Consider the following 15,487-nt stretch of genomic DNA (forward strand, 5'->3'; position numbering starts at 1 on the left):
CGGTGTGCGGGGTTGAAGTCCCGCCCCGACGACCGGTCGCCATGGAACGACGGAGCCTCCTCGCCGCGAGCGCCGGCGCGCTGGCCGGCGCGGCGGCCGGCTGTCTCGGCGACCCCGAGCCGAGCCGACTCGACCTCACGGTCCGCAACGACGGCGACGCTCCCGTGGACGTGGACGTGGTCGTCACGGGCGACGACGGGTCGACCTACGCCGAGGAGTCCGACCGCGTGGAGCCGGGCGTCGCCCGCGCGTTCGAGGTCACCGTGGGCGCGGCGGGCCGACACGAGGCCGCGGTGACCGGTTCCGACTGGGAGGGCGGACTCGCGTGGGACGCGGGCACCTGCGCCCTGTACGACGGTCGCGTCGCGGTCGACGCCGAGGCCGTCGAGGTCGCGGGCGAGTGCGCCGAGCCGCGGTAGTCCTTCAGGAAAGTTACTTACTGTCGCCGCGAAAATCACCGGGCGAGATGGACGAGTACGAGGGGATAGACGAGGTCGTACACGAACCGAGCGAGGCGTTCGCCGAGTCGACGAACGTCGCCGCGTTCATGCGGGAGTACGGGATCGACGACTACGAGGCGCTCGTCGAACGCACCACCTCCGAGGTCGCGGGCGAGCCCGAGTCGGGCGTCGACTGGTTCTGGGACGAGATCGTCGACTACCTCGACATCGACTTCTACGCCGACTACGACGCCGTTCGCGACGACGCCGAGGGGCCGCAGTTCTCCGACTGGTACCCCGGCGGGGAGATCAACGTCGCGCACAACGTCGTCGACCGCCACGCCGCGGTCGACTCGCCGAACCGCAACCGCGTCTCGCTGATCTGGGAGGGCGAGCCGGGCGACGTCCGCGAGGTCACGTTCCACGAGCTCCGCCGGCAGAGCGACCGCGTGGCGAACTACCTGACGGAGGCCGGGATCGAGACCGGCGACACGGTCGGCCTCTACATGCCGATGGTGCCCGAGGTCGTCTCGATCCTCTACGGCTGCCTGAAGGTCGGCGCGGTCGCCGTCCCGATCTTCTCCGGGTTCGGCCGCGAGGCGACCGCGACGCGGATCGACGACGCGGAGCCCGCGGTGCTTTTCACCGGCGACGGGTTCTACCGCCGGGGCGACGAGGTCCGGCTGAAGGGGACCGCGGACGACGCGATCGCCGACGCCGGACAGGTCGAGGAGGTGGTCGTGTACGACAGGCTGGGGGCGACGCCGGCCGGCGACGAGGAGGGGGGAACCGACGGCGATCCCGTCCCGTGGACCGACGGCCGCGATCGCACCTGGGACGAGGCGGTCGGCTCGCAGCCGGCGACGTACGAGACGAAGCGGCTGCCGAGCGACCAGGAGTCCATGCTGTTGTACTCCTCGGGGACGACGGGGACCCCGAAGGGGATCGTCCACACCCACGCCGGCGTCCTCACGCAGTGCGCGAAGGAGATCCACTTCGGCTTCGACCAGAAGCCCGCGGACCGGTTCTTCTGGGTCTCCGACATCGGCTGGATGATGGGCCCGTGGACGCTGATCGGCAACCACGCGTTCGGCGGGACGGTGGTGATGTACGAGGGCGCGCCGGACCACCCCGAGCCGGACCGCTTCTGGGAGATGATCGACCGGCATTCGATCACGCAGTTCGGCATCTCGCCGACCGCGATCCGCGCGCTCCGCAAGCACGGCGACGAGTGGGTCGAGGGCCACGACCTCTCCTCGCTCCGGATCTTGGGCTCCACCGGCGAGCCGTGGGACCCCGAGTCGTGGCGCTGGTTCCACGACGCCGTCGGCGGCGGCGAGTGCCCGATAATCAACATCTCCGGCGGCACGGAGATCTGCGGCTGCTTCCTCATGCCGATGCCGAACCAGCCGCTGAAGCCCTGTACGCTCGGCGGCCCCGGGCTCGGGATGGACATCGACATCGTCGACGAGACCGGCGAGTCGGTGAAAGAGTCGGGCGAGCGCGGCTACCTCGTCGCGCGCGACTCCTGCCCCTCGATGACGAAGTCGCTGTGGTCGGGCGACGAGCGCTACCTCGAGGAGTACTGGTCGACGTGGCCCGACCTGTGGGACCACGGCGACTTCGCGCAGAAGGACGCGGACGGCTTCTGGTTCCTCCACGGGCGCGCCGACGACGCTCTGAACGTCGCGGGCCGGAAGGTGGGTCCGGCCGAGATAGAGGGCGTCCTCATCGACCACGACGCCGTCAACCAGGCGGCGGCGGTCGGCGTCCCCGACGACACCACCGGCACCGCGGTCGTCGCGTACGTCGTGCTCGAACCGGGCGTCGACCCGAGCGACGACCTCCGGGAGGAGCTCCGCGCGCTGGTGGGCGACGAGCACGGCAAGCCGTTCCGGCCGCGCGAGCTGCTGTTCGTCGAGGCCTTCCCGAAGACGCAGTCGGGGAAGATCATCCGCCGCGCGATCGAGTCGGTGTACGTCGGCGAGGACCCAGGAGACCTCTCCTCGATGGAGAACCCCGAGGCGCTCGACTCGCTCCGCGATCCGGCCTGAGCGAGGCCCGCGCCGACCCGGGCGTCGCGCCCGTCAGGCGCTCGCGTCCGCCACCGCCGCGGCCAGCTCCTCGTAGTCCGGCTCCTGGCCGGCGTTGTCCGCGAGCCAGCGGTACGTCACGGTCCCGTCCGCGTCGATCACGAACACGGCGCGCTGCGCGACCGTCTCGACGCCGTAGTGCTCGAAGTCCTCGATCACGTCGTACGCCTCGATCGCGCGGTGGTCGGGGTCGCCGACCAGCGCGAACGGGAGGTCGTACTGGGCCCGGTACGCGCCGAGCGCGTGCGGGAGGTCGGTGCTCACGCCGAACAGCGTACAGTCGTCGCGGTCGAACCCGTCGCGGAGCGCCTCCATCTCGTCGGTACAGGTGTTCGAGAAGGCCGCCGGGAAGAAGGCGAGGACGACCGGTTCGTCGCCGAGGTGGTCCGAGAGTTCGAACGGCGCGATGTCGCCGTCCACGAGCGATCCGGTGAAGTCTGGGGCGTCGTCGCCGACGTCTGGCATACCGGGACCTCGTCGGCCGGGCGTATCACCGTTTCGACGGCGGAACCCACACCGGAGTCCCGGACTCCCCGCCTGCCTGTCTCCAGTCGGCAGCCCGGGCAACGCGTTCCGCGGTCGGGGACGGAATCAAGTGCGCCGCCGAAGTGCCGCCGATGCCCCGCCCTCCACGCGGCCCCTCCCGCCGACAGGTGGCGCTGATGACCGCGACCGCATCGCTGACCGGGTTGTCCGGCTGTCTCAGGGACGGCTCCCCGGACGACGGCCGCTCGCGGACGGTGCTGCGACTCGACGAGGCCTCGCCGGTCGGCGTCTCGAACGAGTTCAGCACCCCGGTCGACGCCGTCGGCCACGCGGGACGGGCCGCCGTCAGGACCGCGATCGACGGCGAGGAAGGCACGGTCGACGGGTACTACGGCCCCGATATCTCGGCGCCGTACGTCGTCACCGACGACCCCGAGTACTACCGGATCGCGACGGAGACGGTCCGATCCGCCTCGGTGCCGGGCTACGCGTACACGGTGGCGGTCGACGCCCTCGATTCGTTCCTCCTTGGTCCCCCGCAGAGCACGTCGTTCGCCGACCTGCCGGCCCACGACCGCGACGCCGTCCTCGACGCGCTCGGCGACGCGTCGCTCGTCCACGCGCCGCACTACCCGCCGTTCGGGGTCACCTTCGCGTACCTGTCCGCCGAGCGGCGCGAGCGCTCCCGTTTCGTCCCCGAGAACGACGGCCAGCGGGTCGCGTGGGACGGCGAACTCATCCGGTTTTCGTTCGAGGAGGAGCGGTCGGTCGAGGTGCGGACCGTCGCCGTCCGCGCCGACCGCGTCGCCTCGTCGCAGCGCGGCTTCCGCGAGGCGGTCGGCGAGGAGCGCGGCCGCTCGCTCGACGACCCGACCGGGGACCAGCGCGCGGTCCTCGACGCGGCGATCGACTCCGAGTACGCGGAGGCCCCGCCGCTCTCCGATCAGTTCGCGGCCGTCGTCGACGCCGTCTCGACGGGCGACGGCGTCGCCCCGCTCGTCCGCTACGACGGCGACTGGTACTTCGCGCAACTCGCGCGCGCCGACTGACTCGGTCCGTTCGCGTGCTGACGACCGTTTGCCGGCCGATCGACGCCCGAGCGACGACGCCCTCCGCACGGCCCGTCGCACCGTGCGAGGCGCCGTGCGACGACCCGACGAGGCAAAAAGACTATAATCGACACAGGGCTACAGCGAGACAGAGATGACAAGTGCGATTCCACTGATCGGCGGCATTCCGGCGGGGCCGGAACTCCTCATAATCCTGCTCGTCCTGGTCCTGCTGTTCGGGGCGAACAAGATCCCGAAGCTCGCTCGGTCGACCGGCCAGGCGATGGGTGAGTTCAAGAAGGGCCGCGAACAGGTCGAAGAGGAGCTGAAAGACATGCAAGAGGGCAAGAGCGCGGACTCGACGCTCGACGACGAGGACGACGACCTCGACGAGCTGGAGACCGAGACCGAGAAGGAAACGAGCGCGTAAGCCGGCCCCGACGCCGACCGATCCCCGCCGTACCGTTTTCTCCACCCGTTCTGGGCGCGTGGCCTAGCGGACAGGGCGAGAGGTTCCTAACCTCTCGATCGCGGGTTCGAATCCCGTCGCGCCCGTGACTTCGCTTCGCTCAGTCACGGGCGCGACTGGCTCCACGCTCGCTCACTGCGTTCGCTCGCGTGGATCCCGCCGCGCCTGCTACCTGCGAACGAAGTGCGCAGTAGCGGGCCGCGGATCCGAACCACGCGAGACGAACGAGGTGAGTCTCGCTATCGAATTCGAATCCCGTCGCGCCGCGCCCGCCGGTAATCCATTGCGTACGACTACTCCTCGACCCGTTCGAGGACGATCCGTTCGTCGAACCGCCCCCGTTCCTCGGCTTTCTCCGCCCGTAGTTCCGCCAGTTCCTCGGGGGTGAGCCCGTTCAGTTCGCGGAGCGCGTGGACCACCTCCAGCACGTCCGCCAGTTCCCGTGGGTCGCGGCTCTCCCGGTACTCTGCGGTCTCCTCGGCCAGCTTCGCGGCGAGCCGGTCCGCGTACTCGTCCTCGCCGGCGACGTGCGTCTGCGCCCGCCCGCCGTCCGCCTCGATGATATCCGGGATCTCGTCTCGGACCAGTTTGTCGTATTCCTCGGCCATGTCGGCCGATCGGTGTCCGCTTATTTGACGTTCCGGTCCGTCCCGCTCTTCAGCCCGCGTCCTCGTCCAGCCGCGGGAAGGACCGCGCCGCGAGCGCGACCGCTCCGACCGCGATGGCCAGCGTCGCGGCCGCCAGCAGCGGGCCGGGCTCGTACAGGAGCGGCGGGTGATAGCCGAACCCGTAGTCGAGGACGACGTTCGCGACGCCGAGCGCCAGCGCCGTCGCGAGCGCGCCGCGCGTCGTGCGGCCGAACGCCGGGAACAGCAGCGCGAGCCCCACGAACAGCAGGTGCGTGCCGATCACGCCCCAGTAGTAGATCCAGGCGTCGGGCGCGGCGACGTACTCGCCGAACGCGAGGTTCAGCGAGACCAGCGGCCAGAGGCCGAACGTGACCAACCAGACGAACGCGAGCGTGTGGAGGTACGCCAGCGGCCGCGACGCCGGGGCGTCCGCAGTGACGTCGCCGCCGCGCCGAACGGTCGCGACGAGGCTCGCGAGGACGGCGCCGCCGAGCGCGACCGCGACCGCCGAGTCCGCGTACAGCGGCCAGAGGGGGACCGGCACCTCGCCCGCAGTCGGCGCGTAGTACGCGACCCCCACCGCGAGCATGAACGCGGTGAACGCGCAGACGACGGCGAGGCTCCGCGGGCTCCCGAGCAGCTCCGCCGCTATCGCCGCCCGGACGCGCCGCCTGACCGCCGGGCGGCGGAGCCGTCGAAGCCGTCGGAGCCGTTCGGCGCGGGACACGCTACCCGCTCGGAGCGCGGAGGCCTAAAATCCGCCCGTCGCCGACGATTATCAATCACGGTGTTTAGCGAGACACCTTTTTCAACGGACGCGCCGTTCTCGCGATTATGGCCAACGAGGACGCCGAGCGGTCCGCCCACCGATCCGCCCCCCAGGGCGATCGATCGGCGTCCGACGCGGCCGAGTCCGACGCGACGGACCCGGACGCGGACCCGACCGAAGCGGACGGGGGCGAGGTCGAGTCGGCGCCGCGGGCGGACCCCGGCGATCTGCGAGAGGGATCGCTCGACCGCCCGGAGGACGCCGAGCGGGAGGAGACGAGCCCGGGATCCCCGGTCGTCACCGATCGGTACACGTGGCGGTCGCTGCTGACGGACCGGGGACACGAGGCGGCCGCGAAGCGCGTCTACGCCGACGTGCCGGACGCCCCGGCGGTTCCGGCGGACGCCGTCGCGCTCCACCTCCCGAACGGTGCGAGCGACGTGCTCCGCGCGGCGGGCGTCGACGAGCCGTTCGAGGCGGACGGCGAGACCGAGGTGCCCGGGCACGGCACCCCGGAGCGGGGCACGCTCGTGGTGGGCCCGGACGCCGTGGTCCTGAGCGGCGCCGCCGTCGTGCCGACCGGCGAGCGGGTGGCGGCACCGCCGACGCCCGCTCCCGTAGAGACCGGCGAGCGCGAGGACGACACCGCGGACGGCGGCGGCGAGACAGGTGAGGGGACGGACGAGCCTGACGACGCGGACGAGGCGGGCGATACAGACGAGGCCGACGACGCGGACGAGGCCGACGACGACACGGATGCGACGGACTCAGGAGAAGCGGAAGACGCCCCGGGAAGCGACGCCGAGGAGAGCGACGCCCCGGCTGCTGACCGAGACGAGGACGCCGGCGAAGGGTCCGACTCCGGGGCGACCGAACCCGCCGATACCGGCCCCGAGACGGTCTTCGACCGTCCGGTCGGTCGGGAGGGCGTCTCGGGGCTCGTCGTCGCGCCCGGCGACGGCGTCGAGTCGGTCCCCTCTCGCGCGCTGACCTCCGACGAGTGGGACCGGGTCGAGTTCGACCCGGCGACGCTGCTGGGGTTCGACCCGAGCGAGACCGACTACCGGTTCCGCGCGGCCGCCGCGGTCGGCGACGTCCTCTGGGACATGTGCGCGGCCCGCTACGACCCGTACTCGGTCCCGGTGTTGAAGGGGTACTACACGTGGGAGAACTACCGCGAGGAGTTCTTCTTAGACGAGGACGGGAACCCGCCGACCGAGGAGAACGAGGAGGGCGAGCCGGTGCCGCTGGAGTTCACCCACGAGGACAAGACGGAGGCACTCGGGTTCGACCCGGACTGCACCGAGGAGCTGCTCGGCGCCGGCGGGAGCGCCGCGGCCGAGCTCGCCGACCTCGTCGACGAGCGGACCGTGGACGTGAACCCGGAGGTCGACGAGGACGCGTTCTTCTCGACCGACGAGGGCCACACCACGCTGACGAACCGGTACGACCTGGAGAAGGCGGTCCCGATGCAGAAGAAGACCCACTTCCGGGAGGAGGAGCGCTACTGGGTGAACAAGCCGTACGCGTTCGTCATCGTCTTCCGGTCGCGGAAGGAGAACGAGGCGAAGTACTACGCCGTCCAGCCGTACCGCACCGAGATTGAGACGGACCTCACGGAGTTCCTCACCGGGAAGCTCCGGACCTCGATCAAGTACGCAGACGAGTCGATCGCGGGCGGCGACGAGGCGTTCCGCGAGGAGGTGATCGTCGAGGAGGCGCGCACGCTCCTCGACCGCTACGGGCTCTACGAGGACGAGGAGGACGAGCGGGGCATCGCCGACACGCTGGTCGACCGCTTCGGCATCGACCCGACGGAGGGGATCGCCGGGCGGATCGCGGAGTCGCTCGGGTACGAGCCGCCGACCGAGGAGCCCGACGACCCGCCGGAGATCAGCGCCCGCCCCGAGCCCGCGGTGCTCGCGGAGGACGCCCGCACGCTGTCCGCTCACCAGGTCGAGAAGCTCCTGTACTACCTGAAGCGCGACTTCGTCGGCTACGAGCGGATCGACCCGATCAAGTACGACATCAACGTCGAGGACATCTCCTGTGACGGGTACAACTCCCCCGTCTTCGTCTATCACTCCGAGTACGAGCAGATCATCACCAACGTCTACCACGGCACCGACGAGCTCGACGACTTCGTCGTGAAGCTCGCGCAGCGCTCCGGGAAGGGCATCTCGAAGCGCCGGCCGCAGGTCGACGCCACGCTCCCGGACGGCTCGCGCGCGCAGCTCACCCTCGGCCGCGAGGTGTCCGACCACGGGACCAACTACACGATCCGACAGTTCAACGACGTCCCCTTCACCCCGATCGACCTCATCAACTGGAACGTTCTCGCTCGACGAGATGGCGTTCCTCTGGCTCTCCATCGAGAACCACAAGAGCCTGATCTTCGCCGGCGGCACCGCCTCCGGGAAGACGACGAGCCTGAACGCGGTCTCGCTTTTCATCCCCTCGAACGCGAAGATCGTCTCCATCGAGGACACCCGCGAGGTCGAGCTCCCGCAGCGCAACTGGATCGCCTCCGTCACGCGCCCCTCGTTCTCGGACGACGACAAGGGCGACATCGACGAGTTCGACCTGCTGGAGGCCGCGCTCCGCCAGCGCCCCGACTACATCGTCATGGGCGAGATCCGCGGCGAGGAGGGGCGGACGGCGTTCCAGGTCATGTCGACCGGTCACACCACCTACACCACGTTCCACGCCGACTCCGTCGGCGAGGTGCTCAAGCGGTTCACCACCGACCCGATCAACGTCTCGAAGACGATGTTCACCGCGCTCGATCTGGTCTCGATCCAGACCTCGACCCGCGTTCAGGGCAAGAAGGTGCGCCGGAACAAGTCGATCACCGAGATCAACCACTACGACGCCGAGAACGACGAGATCAACGTCCAAGACGTGTTCCAGTGGCAGGCGGAGACGGACGAGTTCCTCCAGATGGGCGACTCGAACACGCTCGAAGACATCATGTTCGACCGCGGCTGGAGCCGGGCGACCCTCGACGAGGAGCTGCGGAAGCGGCGGGTCGTCCTGGCGTACCTCATCGACCGCGGCCTCAACAGCTACGCGCAGGTGGCGGCGACGTTCCAGGCGTTCATCAACGACCCGGAGACGGTGCTCGCGCTGATGGCCAACGAGGAGCTGGAGCGCTCGCTGGAGGACCTCCGCGAGATGGAGTCGGTCCTGATCAACGTCGACCGCGAGAAGGAGGCGCTCGTCCCGCGCCCGACGCCGGACGCTGACGGCGAGGCGGAGGCCGCCGAGATACTCGACGCCGCCGAGGACCTCTTCGAGACGTACCGCGGGCAGGTCCCCGACTCCGTCGCCGACGCCCTCCTGGAGATGAACCACGCGGGCGACGTGGAGGCCGCCCCGGCGAGCGACCACGAGGCCCTCGCGGAGGCGGCCCGCGAGGCGGACGCGGCGTACGACGAGCCGGCCGGTCCGGAGCCGGCGCCCGGCGCGACCGACGCGGACGACGCCGACGACGCCGATGCCGACGGGACGCCCGCGGAACCGGAAGACGCGGCCCCCTCGGGGACGCCGTCGCCGGACCCCGCGCACGGCGACTTCGAGGGCGTCTCCGAGGCGGCCGGCGACGGCTCGGGCGACCTCGACGGGATCGACTTCGGCGAGCCGTTCGACGAGGGCGTCGACGTGCTCTCCTCGCCCGCGGGCCCCTCCGAGCCCGGCGCCCCGCCCGACGCCGGCAGGGGCGACGCCGACGCGTCACCCGACGTGAGCGAGGGGTTCAGCGCCGCAGAGCCCGTGGAGGGCGAGCCCTCCGCGGAGGCCGACGACGGCGAGGCGTTCGACACGGACGAGATGGACGCGCCGAACAAGCCGAACGCGGTGGACGCGGCAGACGAGCCGGGGGAGTCGGACACGCCGGACGAGCCTGACGCGGCAGACGCAGCGGCTGAAGCGGCGGATGCCGACGAGACCGAGCAGGGGGACGACCCCGACGAGGCCGACGACGGAACGGGCGACGACATCGACGAATGGGGGTTCGACGCCGTCGAGCCCGCGGAGGACGGGTGACGCCGTGTTCCTCGTGAGGGCCGTCCCGTGAGTCTCGACGTGGACGCGGGCGACGGCGGCGTCGACGCGAACGTCCTCGCGGAGCTGTGTTACCCGGTGTTCGAGCTGCTTTTCGACCCCGACGGCGACTTCGTCGCGGACGTGGAGCGCAAGCTCGCGGAGGCGCGGATGCCCGACCAGGTCGAGATGTACGTCTCGCTGGCGCTGGCGGTCGGCCTGCTGGTCGGCGGGCTGCTCTGGGCGCTCGGCACGCTGATCGGCTACGGCGTGTTCTCGCTCGGGCTGATCGACCCGTCGACGCTCTCGCTCGGCGTGCCGGCGCCGACGACGGCGATCCAGGAGCTGCTACGCTCGCTCGTCGTGCCGACCGCGGTGCTTCTCAGCGGCCTCGTCTTCGGCTCGATCGGGTTCGCGATCGGGTTCGGCGGCCTCGTCGCGGTCCCGTACTCGCGCGCCTCCTCCCGGAAGCGGGAGATCAATCTCCTGCTCGCGGACTCGGTGTCGTTCATGTACGCGCTCTCCGTCGGCGGGCTGAACCAGCTGGAGATCCTCCGCGCGATGGCGACGGCGGAGGACACCTACGGCGAGGTGTCGCGCGAGTTCCAGAGCATCGTCAACGAGACGGAGTACTTCGGGACCGACTACCGGAACGCCATCCGCCAGCAGTCCATGGAGACCCCCTCCGACGAGCTCTCGCAGTTCCTCGCCGACATGCTCTCCATCGTCAACTCCGGCGGCGACATGGAGGGCTTCCTGAAGGACAAAAAGGAGAAGCACCTCCGCACGTCGAAACAGGAGCGCGAGATGACCTTGGAGACCCTGGAGCTGTTCGGCGAGATGTACATGACGCTCTCGTTGTTCCCCCTGCTTCTCATCATCATCCTCGTCATCATGGGGATGATGGGCGAGGCCGACGACCGCCTGCTGTACGTCACGGTGTACCTGCTCATCCCCCTGGTCGGCGTCGGCTTCCTCGTGCTGGTCTCGACGGTGAAACAGGACGACCCCGGCGACGGCTACCTCCAGCCCGACGGTGGCAGCGAGCGCCTCCAACAGACGAGCCAGGAGGGGCTCTTCCACTTCGGGCTCGTGGAGGCGTTCGTCGGGACGTTCGGCGTCTTCGACCGCATCCGCGACCGCGAGGGGACCCACAAGACGATGGAGATCCTCTCGGCGCCGCACCTCTTCCTCCGCGAGAACCCGCTGTACACCCTCGCGTTGACCGTGCCCGCGGCGCTCGCGCTGGTCGTCGTCGCGGCCGCGGCCGGGTCGGCGCCGACGACGATCGACGGCTGGATCGCCCGCCCGGTGTGGTCGGCGTTCGTCTGGGTCTACGTCCCGCTCTACGTCGTGCTGGTCCCGCTCGGGGTGTTCTACGAGTGGCACCAGCGCTCGCGGCGGGCGGTGACCGGCAAGCTCTCGGAGACGCTCCGGAAGCTCTCCTCGGCGAACGACACCGGACAGACGCTGCTCGAATCGGTGCGCACGGTCTCGGAGACCTCGACCGGGAAGCTCGCCGAGGAGTTCGAGGTGATCCACGCGAAGGTGAACTACGGGATGAGCCTCCGGGACGCGCTCGTCGAGTTCAACAACGCCTACGCGGTCCCGCGGCTCGCGCGGACGGTGAAGCTGATCACCGAGGCCCAGGAGGCGTCCTCGCAGATCACGGACGTGCTGACGACGGCCGCGCAGGCCTCGGAGAACCAGGACGACATCGAGCGCGAGCGGAAGTCGCGGACCCGGATGCAGGTGGCGATCATCGTGATGACGTACGTCACGCTGCTCGGCGTGATGGCCATCCTCCAGACGCAGTTCATCGACGTGATGGGCGACCTGGTCGCGCAGAGCGACGGCGCCGGGAGCACCGGCGGGGCCGGGTTCGGCGGCGGCGGCAGCATCGATCCCGACGTGCTCTCGATGCTGTTCTTCCACGCGGTGACGATCCAGGCGGTCCTCTCCGGGTTCATCAGCGGCTACATCCGCGACGCGGAGCTGATATCCGGCGTCAAGTACGCCGTGGTCCTGATGACGCTGGCGCTGGGGGTGTGGATCTATGTCGGCTGACCGCGCGCAGACGGTGCTCGACTTCGTCGTCGGGATGTCGGTGTTCCTCGTCGCGGTCGGGTTCACGTTCGCGTTCGTCCCGTCGCTGCTCGAACCGTACGCCGTCGGCGAGGGGGCGACCGTCATCGTCGCGGAGCGCGGCGCCGCGCGGCTCGCCGAGTCGTCGCTCGCCGGCGCGGGCTCGACGGCGACGCTGTCGCACGCGTGTACCCTCGCGTTCTTCGACGGCACGGACCCGGCGACGGCGGCCGCCGAGTCCGGCTGCGACTGGGCGGCCAACGCCGACGACCTCCACGCGGAGCTCGGCGTCGACGACTTCCGGGGGCTCAACCTCACCGTGACGCGGAACGGGACCGTTCGGACGCTTGACCCGGGCGGGGCCGCCGTGCCGATGCGCGCCGGCCCCGCGCCGCCGCGCGACCGGAGCGTCGCGGCCGCGAGTCGAATCGTCGCCATCGACGTCGACCCCGGGGACGACGTCGGCCGCGAGACGCACCGGCTCACGCTGCGGGTGTGGTGACGATGTTCGTCGAACACCTCCCCGACGACCGAGGGCAGGCGCACACCTTAGAGGCGTTCACGGCGGCGCTGCTGTTGGTCGCCGGGCTCGTCTTCGCGACGCAGGCGACGGCCGTCACGCCACTCTCGGCGAGCACGTCGAACCAGCACGTCGAGAACCAGGCGGCGATCGCGGCCCAGGACGTGCTGACGACCGCCGAGGCGAGCGGCGAGCTCAGGGCCGCGCTGCTGTACTACGACGACGGCTTCGTGGGCGCCGACGACGAGTACTACACCGGGCTCCCGAACGCGTCGCACCCGCTCCACGGGCAGCTCCGCGAGGCGTTCGACAGCAGGCGGATCGCGTTCGACGTCGACGTCTACTACCCGGCCGCCGACGGCGAGGGGCTCGACCGGACGCGGATGATCGACATGGGGTCGCCGAGCGACAACGCGGCGACGGCGAGCACGCGGGTGGCGCTGTACGGCGACGACCGCTTCGGGGCGTCCGGCCAGTACGTCCTCGCCGACGACGGCCCCGGCGGGTACTTCGCCGCGCCCGTCGGCGCCGGCGACACGCTGTACACGGTCGTGGAGGTGCGCATCACCGCATGGCAGATGTGACGACGCGCTCCGACGGCGACGGGAGCGACGCGACGAGGGCGGCGTCCGAGAGCGGCGCGTCCGCCGGGCGCACGCCCCCCGACCGCGCCGACTGGGGGCGCCGCGGCCGCGACGCGGGGGAGAGCGCAGACGAGGACCGCGGGCAGATCATCCTGATCACGGGGCTGACCCTCGCGGTGCTGTTCGTCGCGGTCGTCCTCCTGTTGAACACCGTCATCTACACCGAGAACCTCGCGACCCGCGGGGTCGACGCGGGCGGGGCGGAGGCGGTCGAGTTCCGCGACGGCTCCGTGGACGACCTCGCCGGGATCCTGTACCGCGAGCACCGGAACGGATCGGCCAACGCGACGGCCCCGTTCCTCGCGAGCGCGGAGCGCTACGGGCGGACGGTCGGGGAGATTCGCGCGCGCGACGGCGTGGTCGCCGACGTGCGCGTCAACGCCTCCACCGTCGAGTCGGGGCACTTCATCGCGCAGAACGAGACCGGCGCCGGGTTGCGCGACATGACGGCGCCCGACGGAACGACCGCCGACTGGACCGTCGCGGGCGGGGTCGACCGGACGCGCAACTACCGGTTGACCGTCGACTCGACGTCCGTCGCGACCAGCGCTGGGGCCGCGTTCACCGTCGTGGCCGACGGAGCGGGCGGGAACTGGTCGGTCTCGCTGTCGAACGACGCGGCCGACGCTATCGACGTGACGGTGCGCAACGAGACCGACTCCGTCACCGAGACCTTCCTCCACGGCTCGGGCGAGAACGTCACGATCGACCTGACCGCCGGCACCGTGGACGGCCAGCGGTTCCCCGCACTCGTCTGGGCGGAGGGCGTTCAGAACGGGAGCGAGCCGTACGACTCGTACGACGTTCGCTACGAGAACGGCACCGAGGCGCGGGGGACGTACCACCTCGTCGTCGGCGAGCGCGACGGGACCTCCCCCCTCACCGACTCCTCGCGGCCGTACGTCGTCGAGGGGATCTACAGCGTCGAGGTCGAGGTCCTCCACCGGACGCCGGGGCTGACCTACGGCGACACGGTCCGGCTCGCGCCGGGTGAGCGCGATGCGTGACGGCCCGGGCGGGACGGACCGCGCGGTGTCGGTCACCGTCGGCTACGTGATGACGCTCGCCGTCTCGACCCTGCTGCTCTCCGGCCTGTTCGTCGCCGGGGGGTCGTTCGTCGAGTCGGAGCGCGAACGCGCGGCGCAGGGGGAGCTCACCGTCGTCGGCGAGCGGGTCGCGGCCGACCTCGGCACCGTCGATAGGCTCGTCGCGAGCGGGGCGTCCCGAGAAGACCTCACCGTTAACCGATCCCTGACGCTCCCGGACAGGGCCTCCGGGACCGGCTATCGGATACGAGTGAGCGCGAACGGCACCGAGGGGACGGTCGCGCTCGAGAGCGACCGGAGCGACACGACCGTCGAGGTCCCGTTCCGCTCGACCGAGGACGTGGCGGTCCGGAACGCGACCGTCGACGGCGGCGACCTCCGGATCTGGTGGGACCCCGACGCCGGGGCCGACGGCGAAGTGGTGGTGAGCGCGGCGTGAGCCTCCGCGACGCCGTCGCCGGTCTCGGCTCGGACGACCGCGGCGTGAGCGAGACGGTCGGGTTCGTGCTGGTGTTCGCGCTGATCACGTCGACGATAGCGGTCACGTTCACCGTCGGTCTGGGCGGGCTCGAGGACGCGCAGCTCGCCGAGCGCGACAACAACGTCGAGCGCGCGTTCGACGTGCTCCAGGACAACCTCGACGACGTCAGCCGCGACGGCGTGCCGAGCCGGGCGACCGAGATCCAGCTCGGCGGCGGCGAGCTGGTGTTGGAACAGGAGTCGACGTTCCGCATCAATCACACCGCGACGCCGGGGACGATAGTCGAGACCGGGTCGCTCACGTACCGCGGCGCCGGCGACACGCGCATCGTGTACGAGAACGGGGCCGTCTTCCGCATGCAGGGGGACAACGGGGTCATGCTCTACGAGCCCGACCTCCTGCTCGGCGACACCGTCGTCTACTCGCTGTACGGGCTCGGCGGGCCGCCGCAGTCCGAGAGCGGCGACCGGACGGTCCTGGTGATCGGACAGCTGGGCACCCGGGAGGCCGCCCTCGACGACCGCGCGGCGACCGACAACGTTACCCTGGCTATCAACTCGTCGCAGGCGACGGTCTGGGAGCGGTACTATTCAGAGCTTGCGGCGGAACACGACCACGTCTCGGTGTCGACGGCCGGCGGGCCGGACCTCACGGTGACGTTCGACGCCGACCACTACGAGCGGTTCGTGGTCCACCGCACGGAGACGCGGATCGACTTCTCCGATTGAGGCGTCG

At 70.7% G+C, this 15,487-nt stretch carries 13 protein-coding genes, 1 tRNA gene and 1 pseudogene; 12 read left to right on the forward strand and 3 right to left on the reverse strand.

What is annotated here, in order from left to right:
- Positions 1–41: 41 nt before the first annotated feature.
- Together DVK05_RS14980 and DVK05_RS14985 are read left to right on the forward strand one after the other, a co-directional pair.
- Positions 42–419 carry a hypothetical protein gene (locus DVK05_RS14980; protein WP_121564632.1) on the forward strand — a complete coding sequence of 126 codons (378 nt, stop codon included), beginning with the start codon at positions 42–44 and terminating at the stop codon, positions 417–419.
- A gap of 47 nt (positions 420–466) precedes the next feature.
- Positions 467–2,494, forward strand: coding sequence for an AMP-binding protein (locus DVK05_RS14985; RefSeq protein ID WP_121564634.1), 2,028 nt, complete (start codon positions 467–469; stop codon positions 2,492–2,494).
- 33 nt (positions 2,495–2,527) lie between these two features.
- Here the strand turns inward: DVK05_RS14985 and DVK05_RS14990 are convergent, their stop codons facing one another.
- The gene (locus DVK05_RS14990; RefSeq protein WP_121564636.1) at positions 2,528–2,998 is read right to left on the reverse strand and encodes a redoxin domain-containing protein; all 471 of its coding nucleotides are present in this window, start codon (positions 2,996–2,998) and stop codon (positions 2,528–2,530) included.
- Between the two features lie 197 nt (positions 2,999–3,195).
- Here DVK05_RS14990 and DVK05_RS14995 point away from each other — a divergent pair, with 197 nt between their 5' ends.
- The 3 genes from DVK05_RS14995 to DVK05_RS15005 all read left to right on the forward strand — a co-directional run bounded on the left by DVK05_RS14995 (position 3,196) and on the right by DVK05_RS15005 (position 4,623).
- Entirely contained in the window at positions 3,196–4,068 is an 873-nt protein-coding gene (locus DVK05_RS14995) for a hypothetical protein (RefSeq protein ID WP_233559439.1), read from the forward strand.
- Between the two features lie 154 nt (positions 4,069–4,222).
- Entirely contained in the window at positions 4,223–4,498 is a 276-nt protein-coding gene (locus DVK05_RS15000) for a twin-arginine translocase TatA/TatE family subunit (protein WP_121564640.1), read from the forward strand.
- A 52-nt stretch (positions 4,499–4,550) separates the two neighbouring features.
- A tRNA-Arg gene (locus DVK05_RS15005) sits at positions 4,551–4,623 on the forward strand.
- A 207-nt stretch (positions 4,624–4,830) separates the two neighbouring features.
- On the opposite strand, the gene DVK05_RS15010 is transcribed toward DVK05_RS15005, so the two are convergent.
- Entirely contained in the window at positions 4,831–5,145 is a 315-nt protein-coding gene (locus DVK05_RS15010; protein WP_121564642.1) for a nucleoside triphosphate pyrophosphohydrolase, read from the reverse strand.
- A 49-nt stretch (positions 5,146–5,194) separates the two neighbouring features.
- Positions 5,195–5,893, reverse strand: coding sequence for a DUF1405 domain-containing protein (locus tag DVK05_RS15015; RefSeq protein WP_121564644.1), 699 nt, complete (start codon positions 5,891–5,893; stop codon positions 5,195–5,197).
- Between the two features lie 107 nt (positions 5,894–6,000).
- Between DVK05_RS15015 and DVK05_RS15020 the strand changes: the two are divergent.
- From DVK05_RS15020 to DVK05_RS15050, 7 genes and pseudogenes are all read left to right on the forward strand, one after another.
- A pseudogene (locus DVK05_RS15020) lies at positions 6,001–9,979 on the forward strand (ATPase, T2SS/T4P/T4SS family).
- 27 nt (positions 9,980–10,006) lie between these two features.
- A complete protein-coding gene (locus DVK05_RS15025) occupies positions 10,007–12,043 on the forward strand; it encodes a type II secretion system F family protein (RefSeq protein WP_121564646.1) in 2,037 nt (678 codons plus the stop codon).
- The gene (locus tag DVK05_RS15030; RefSeq protein WP_121564648.1) at positions 12,033–12,563 is read left to right on the forward strand and encodes a hypothetical protein; all 531 of its coding nucleotides are present in this window, start codon (positions 12,033–12,035) and stop codon (positions 12,561–12,563) included. Before DVK05_RS15025 ends, DVK05_RS15030 begins: the two co-directional genes overlap by 11 nt.
- Before the next feature lie 2 nt (positions 12,564–12,565).
- On the forward strand, positions 12,566–13,165 hold the full coding sequence (locus DVK05_RS15035) for a hypothetical protein (RefSeq protein ID WP_121564730.1): 600 nt from the start codon (positions 12,566–12,568) through the stop codon (positions 13,163–13,165).
- The gene (locus DVK05_RS15040; protein WP_233559440.1) at positions 13,153–14,232 is read left to right on the forward strand and encodes a hypothetical protein; all 1,080 of its coding nucleotides are present in this window, start codon (positions 13,153–13,155) and stop codon (positions 14,230–14,232) included. Before DVK05_RS15035 ends, DVK05_RS15040 begins: the two co-directional genes overlap by 13 nt.
- Complete coding sequence (locus tag DVK05_RS15045; RefSeq protein WP_121564650.1) at positions 14,225–14,710, forward strand: hypothetical protein; 486 nt, start codon at positions 14,225–14,227, stop codon at positions 14,708–14,710. Before DVK05_RS15040 ends, DVK05_RS15045 begins: the two co-directional genes overlap by 8 nt.
- A complete protein-coding gene (locus DVK05_RS15050) occupies positions 14,707–15,480 on the forward strand; it encodes a hypothetical protein (RefSeq protein WP_121564652.1) in 774 nt (257 codons plus the stop codon). Before DVK05_RS15045 ends, DVK05_RS15050 begins: the two co-directional genes overlap by 4 nt.
- Positions 15,481–15,487 lie beyond the last annotated feature (7 nt).

The sequence above is a fragment of the Halorubrum sp. Atlit-8R genome, assembly GCF_003666025.1.
In the GTDB taxonomy this organism is placed as follows: domain Archaea; phylum Halobacteriota; class Halobacteria; order Halobacteriales; family Haloferacaceae; genus Halorubrum; species Halorubrum salinarum.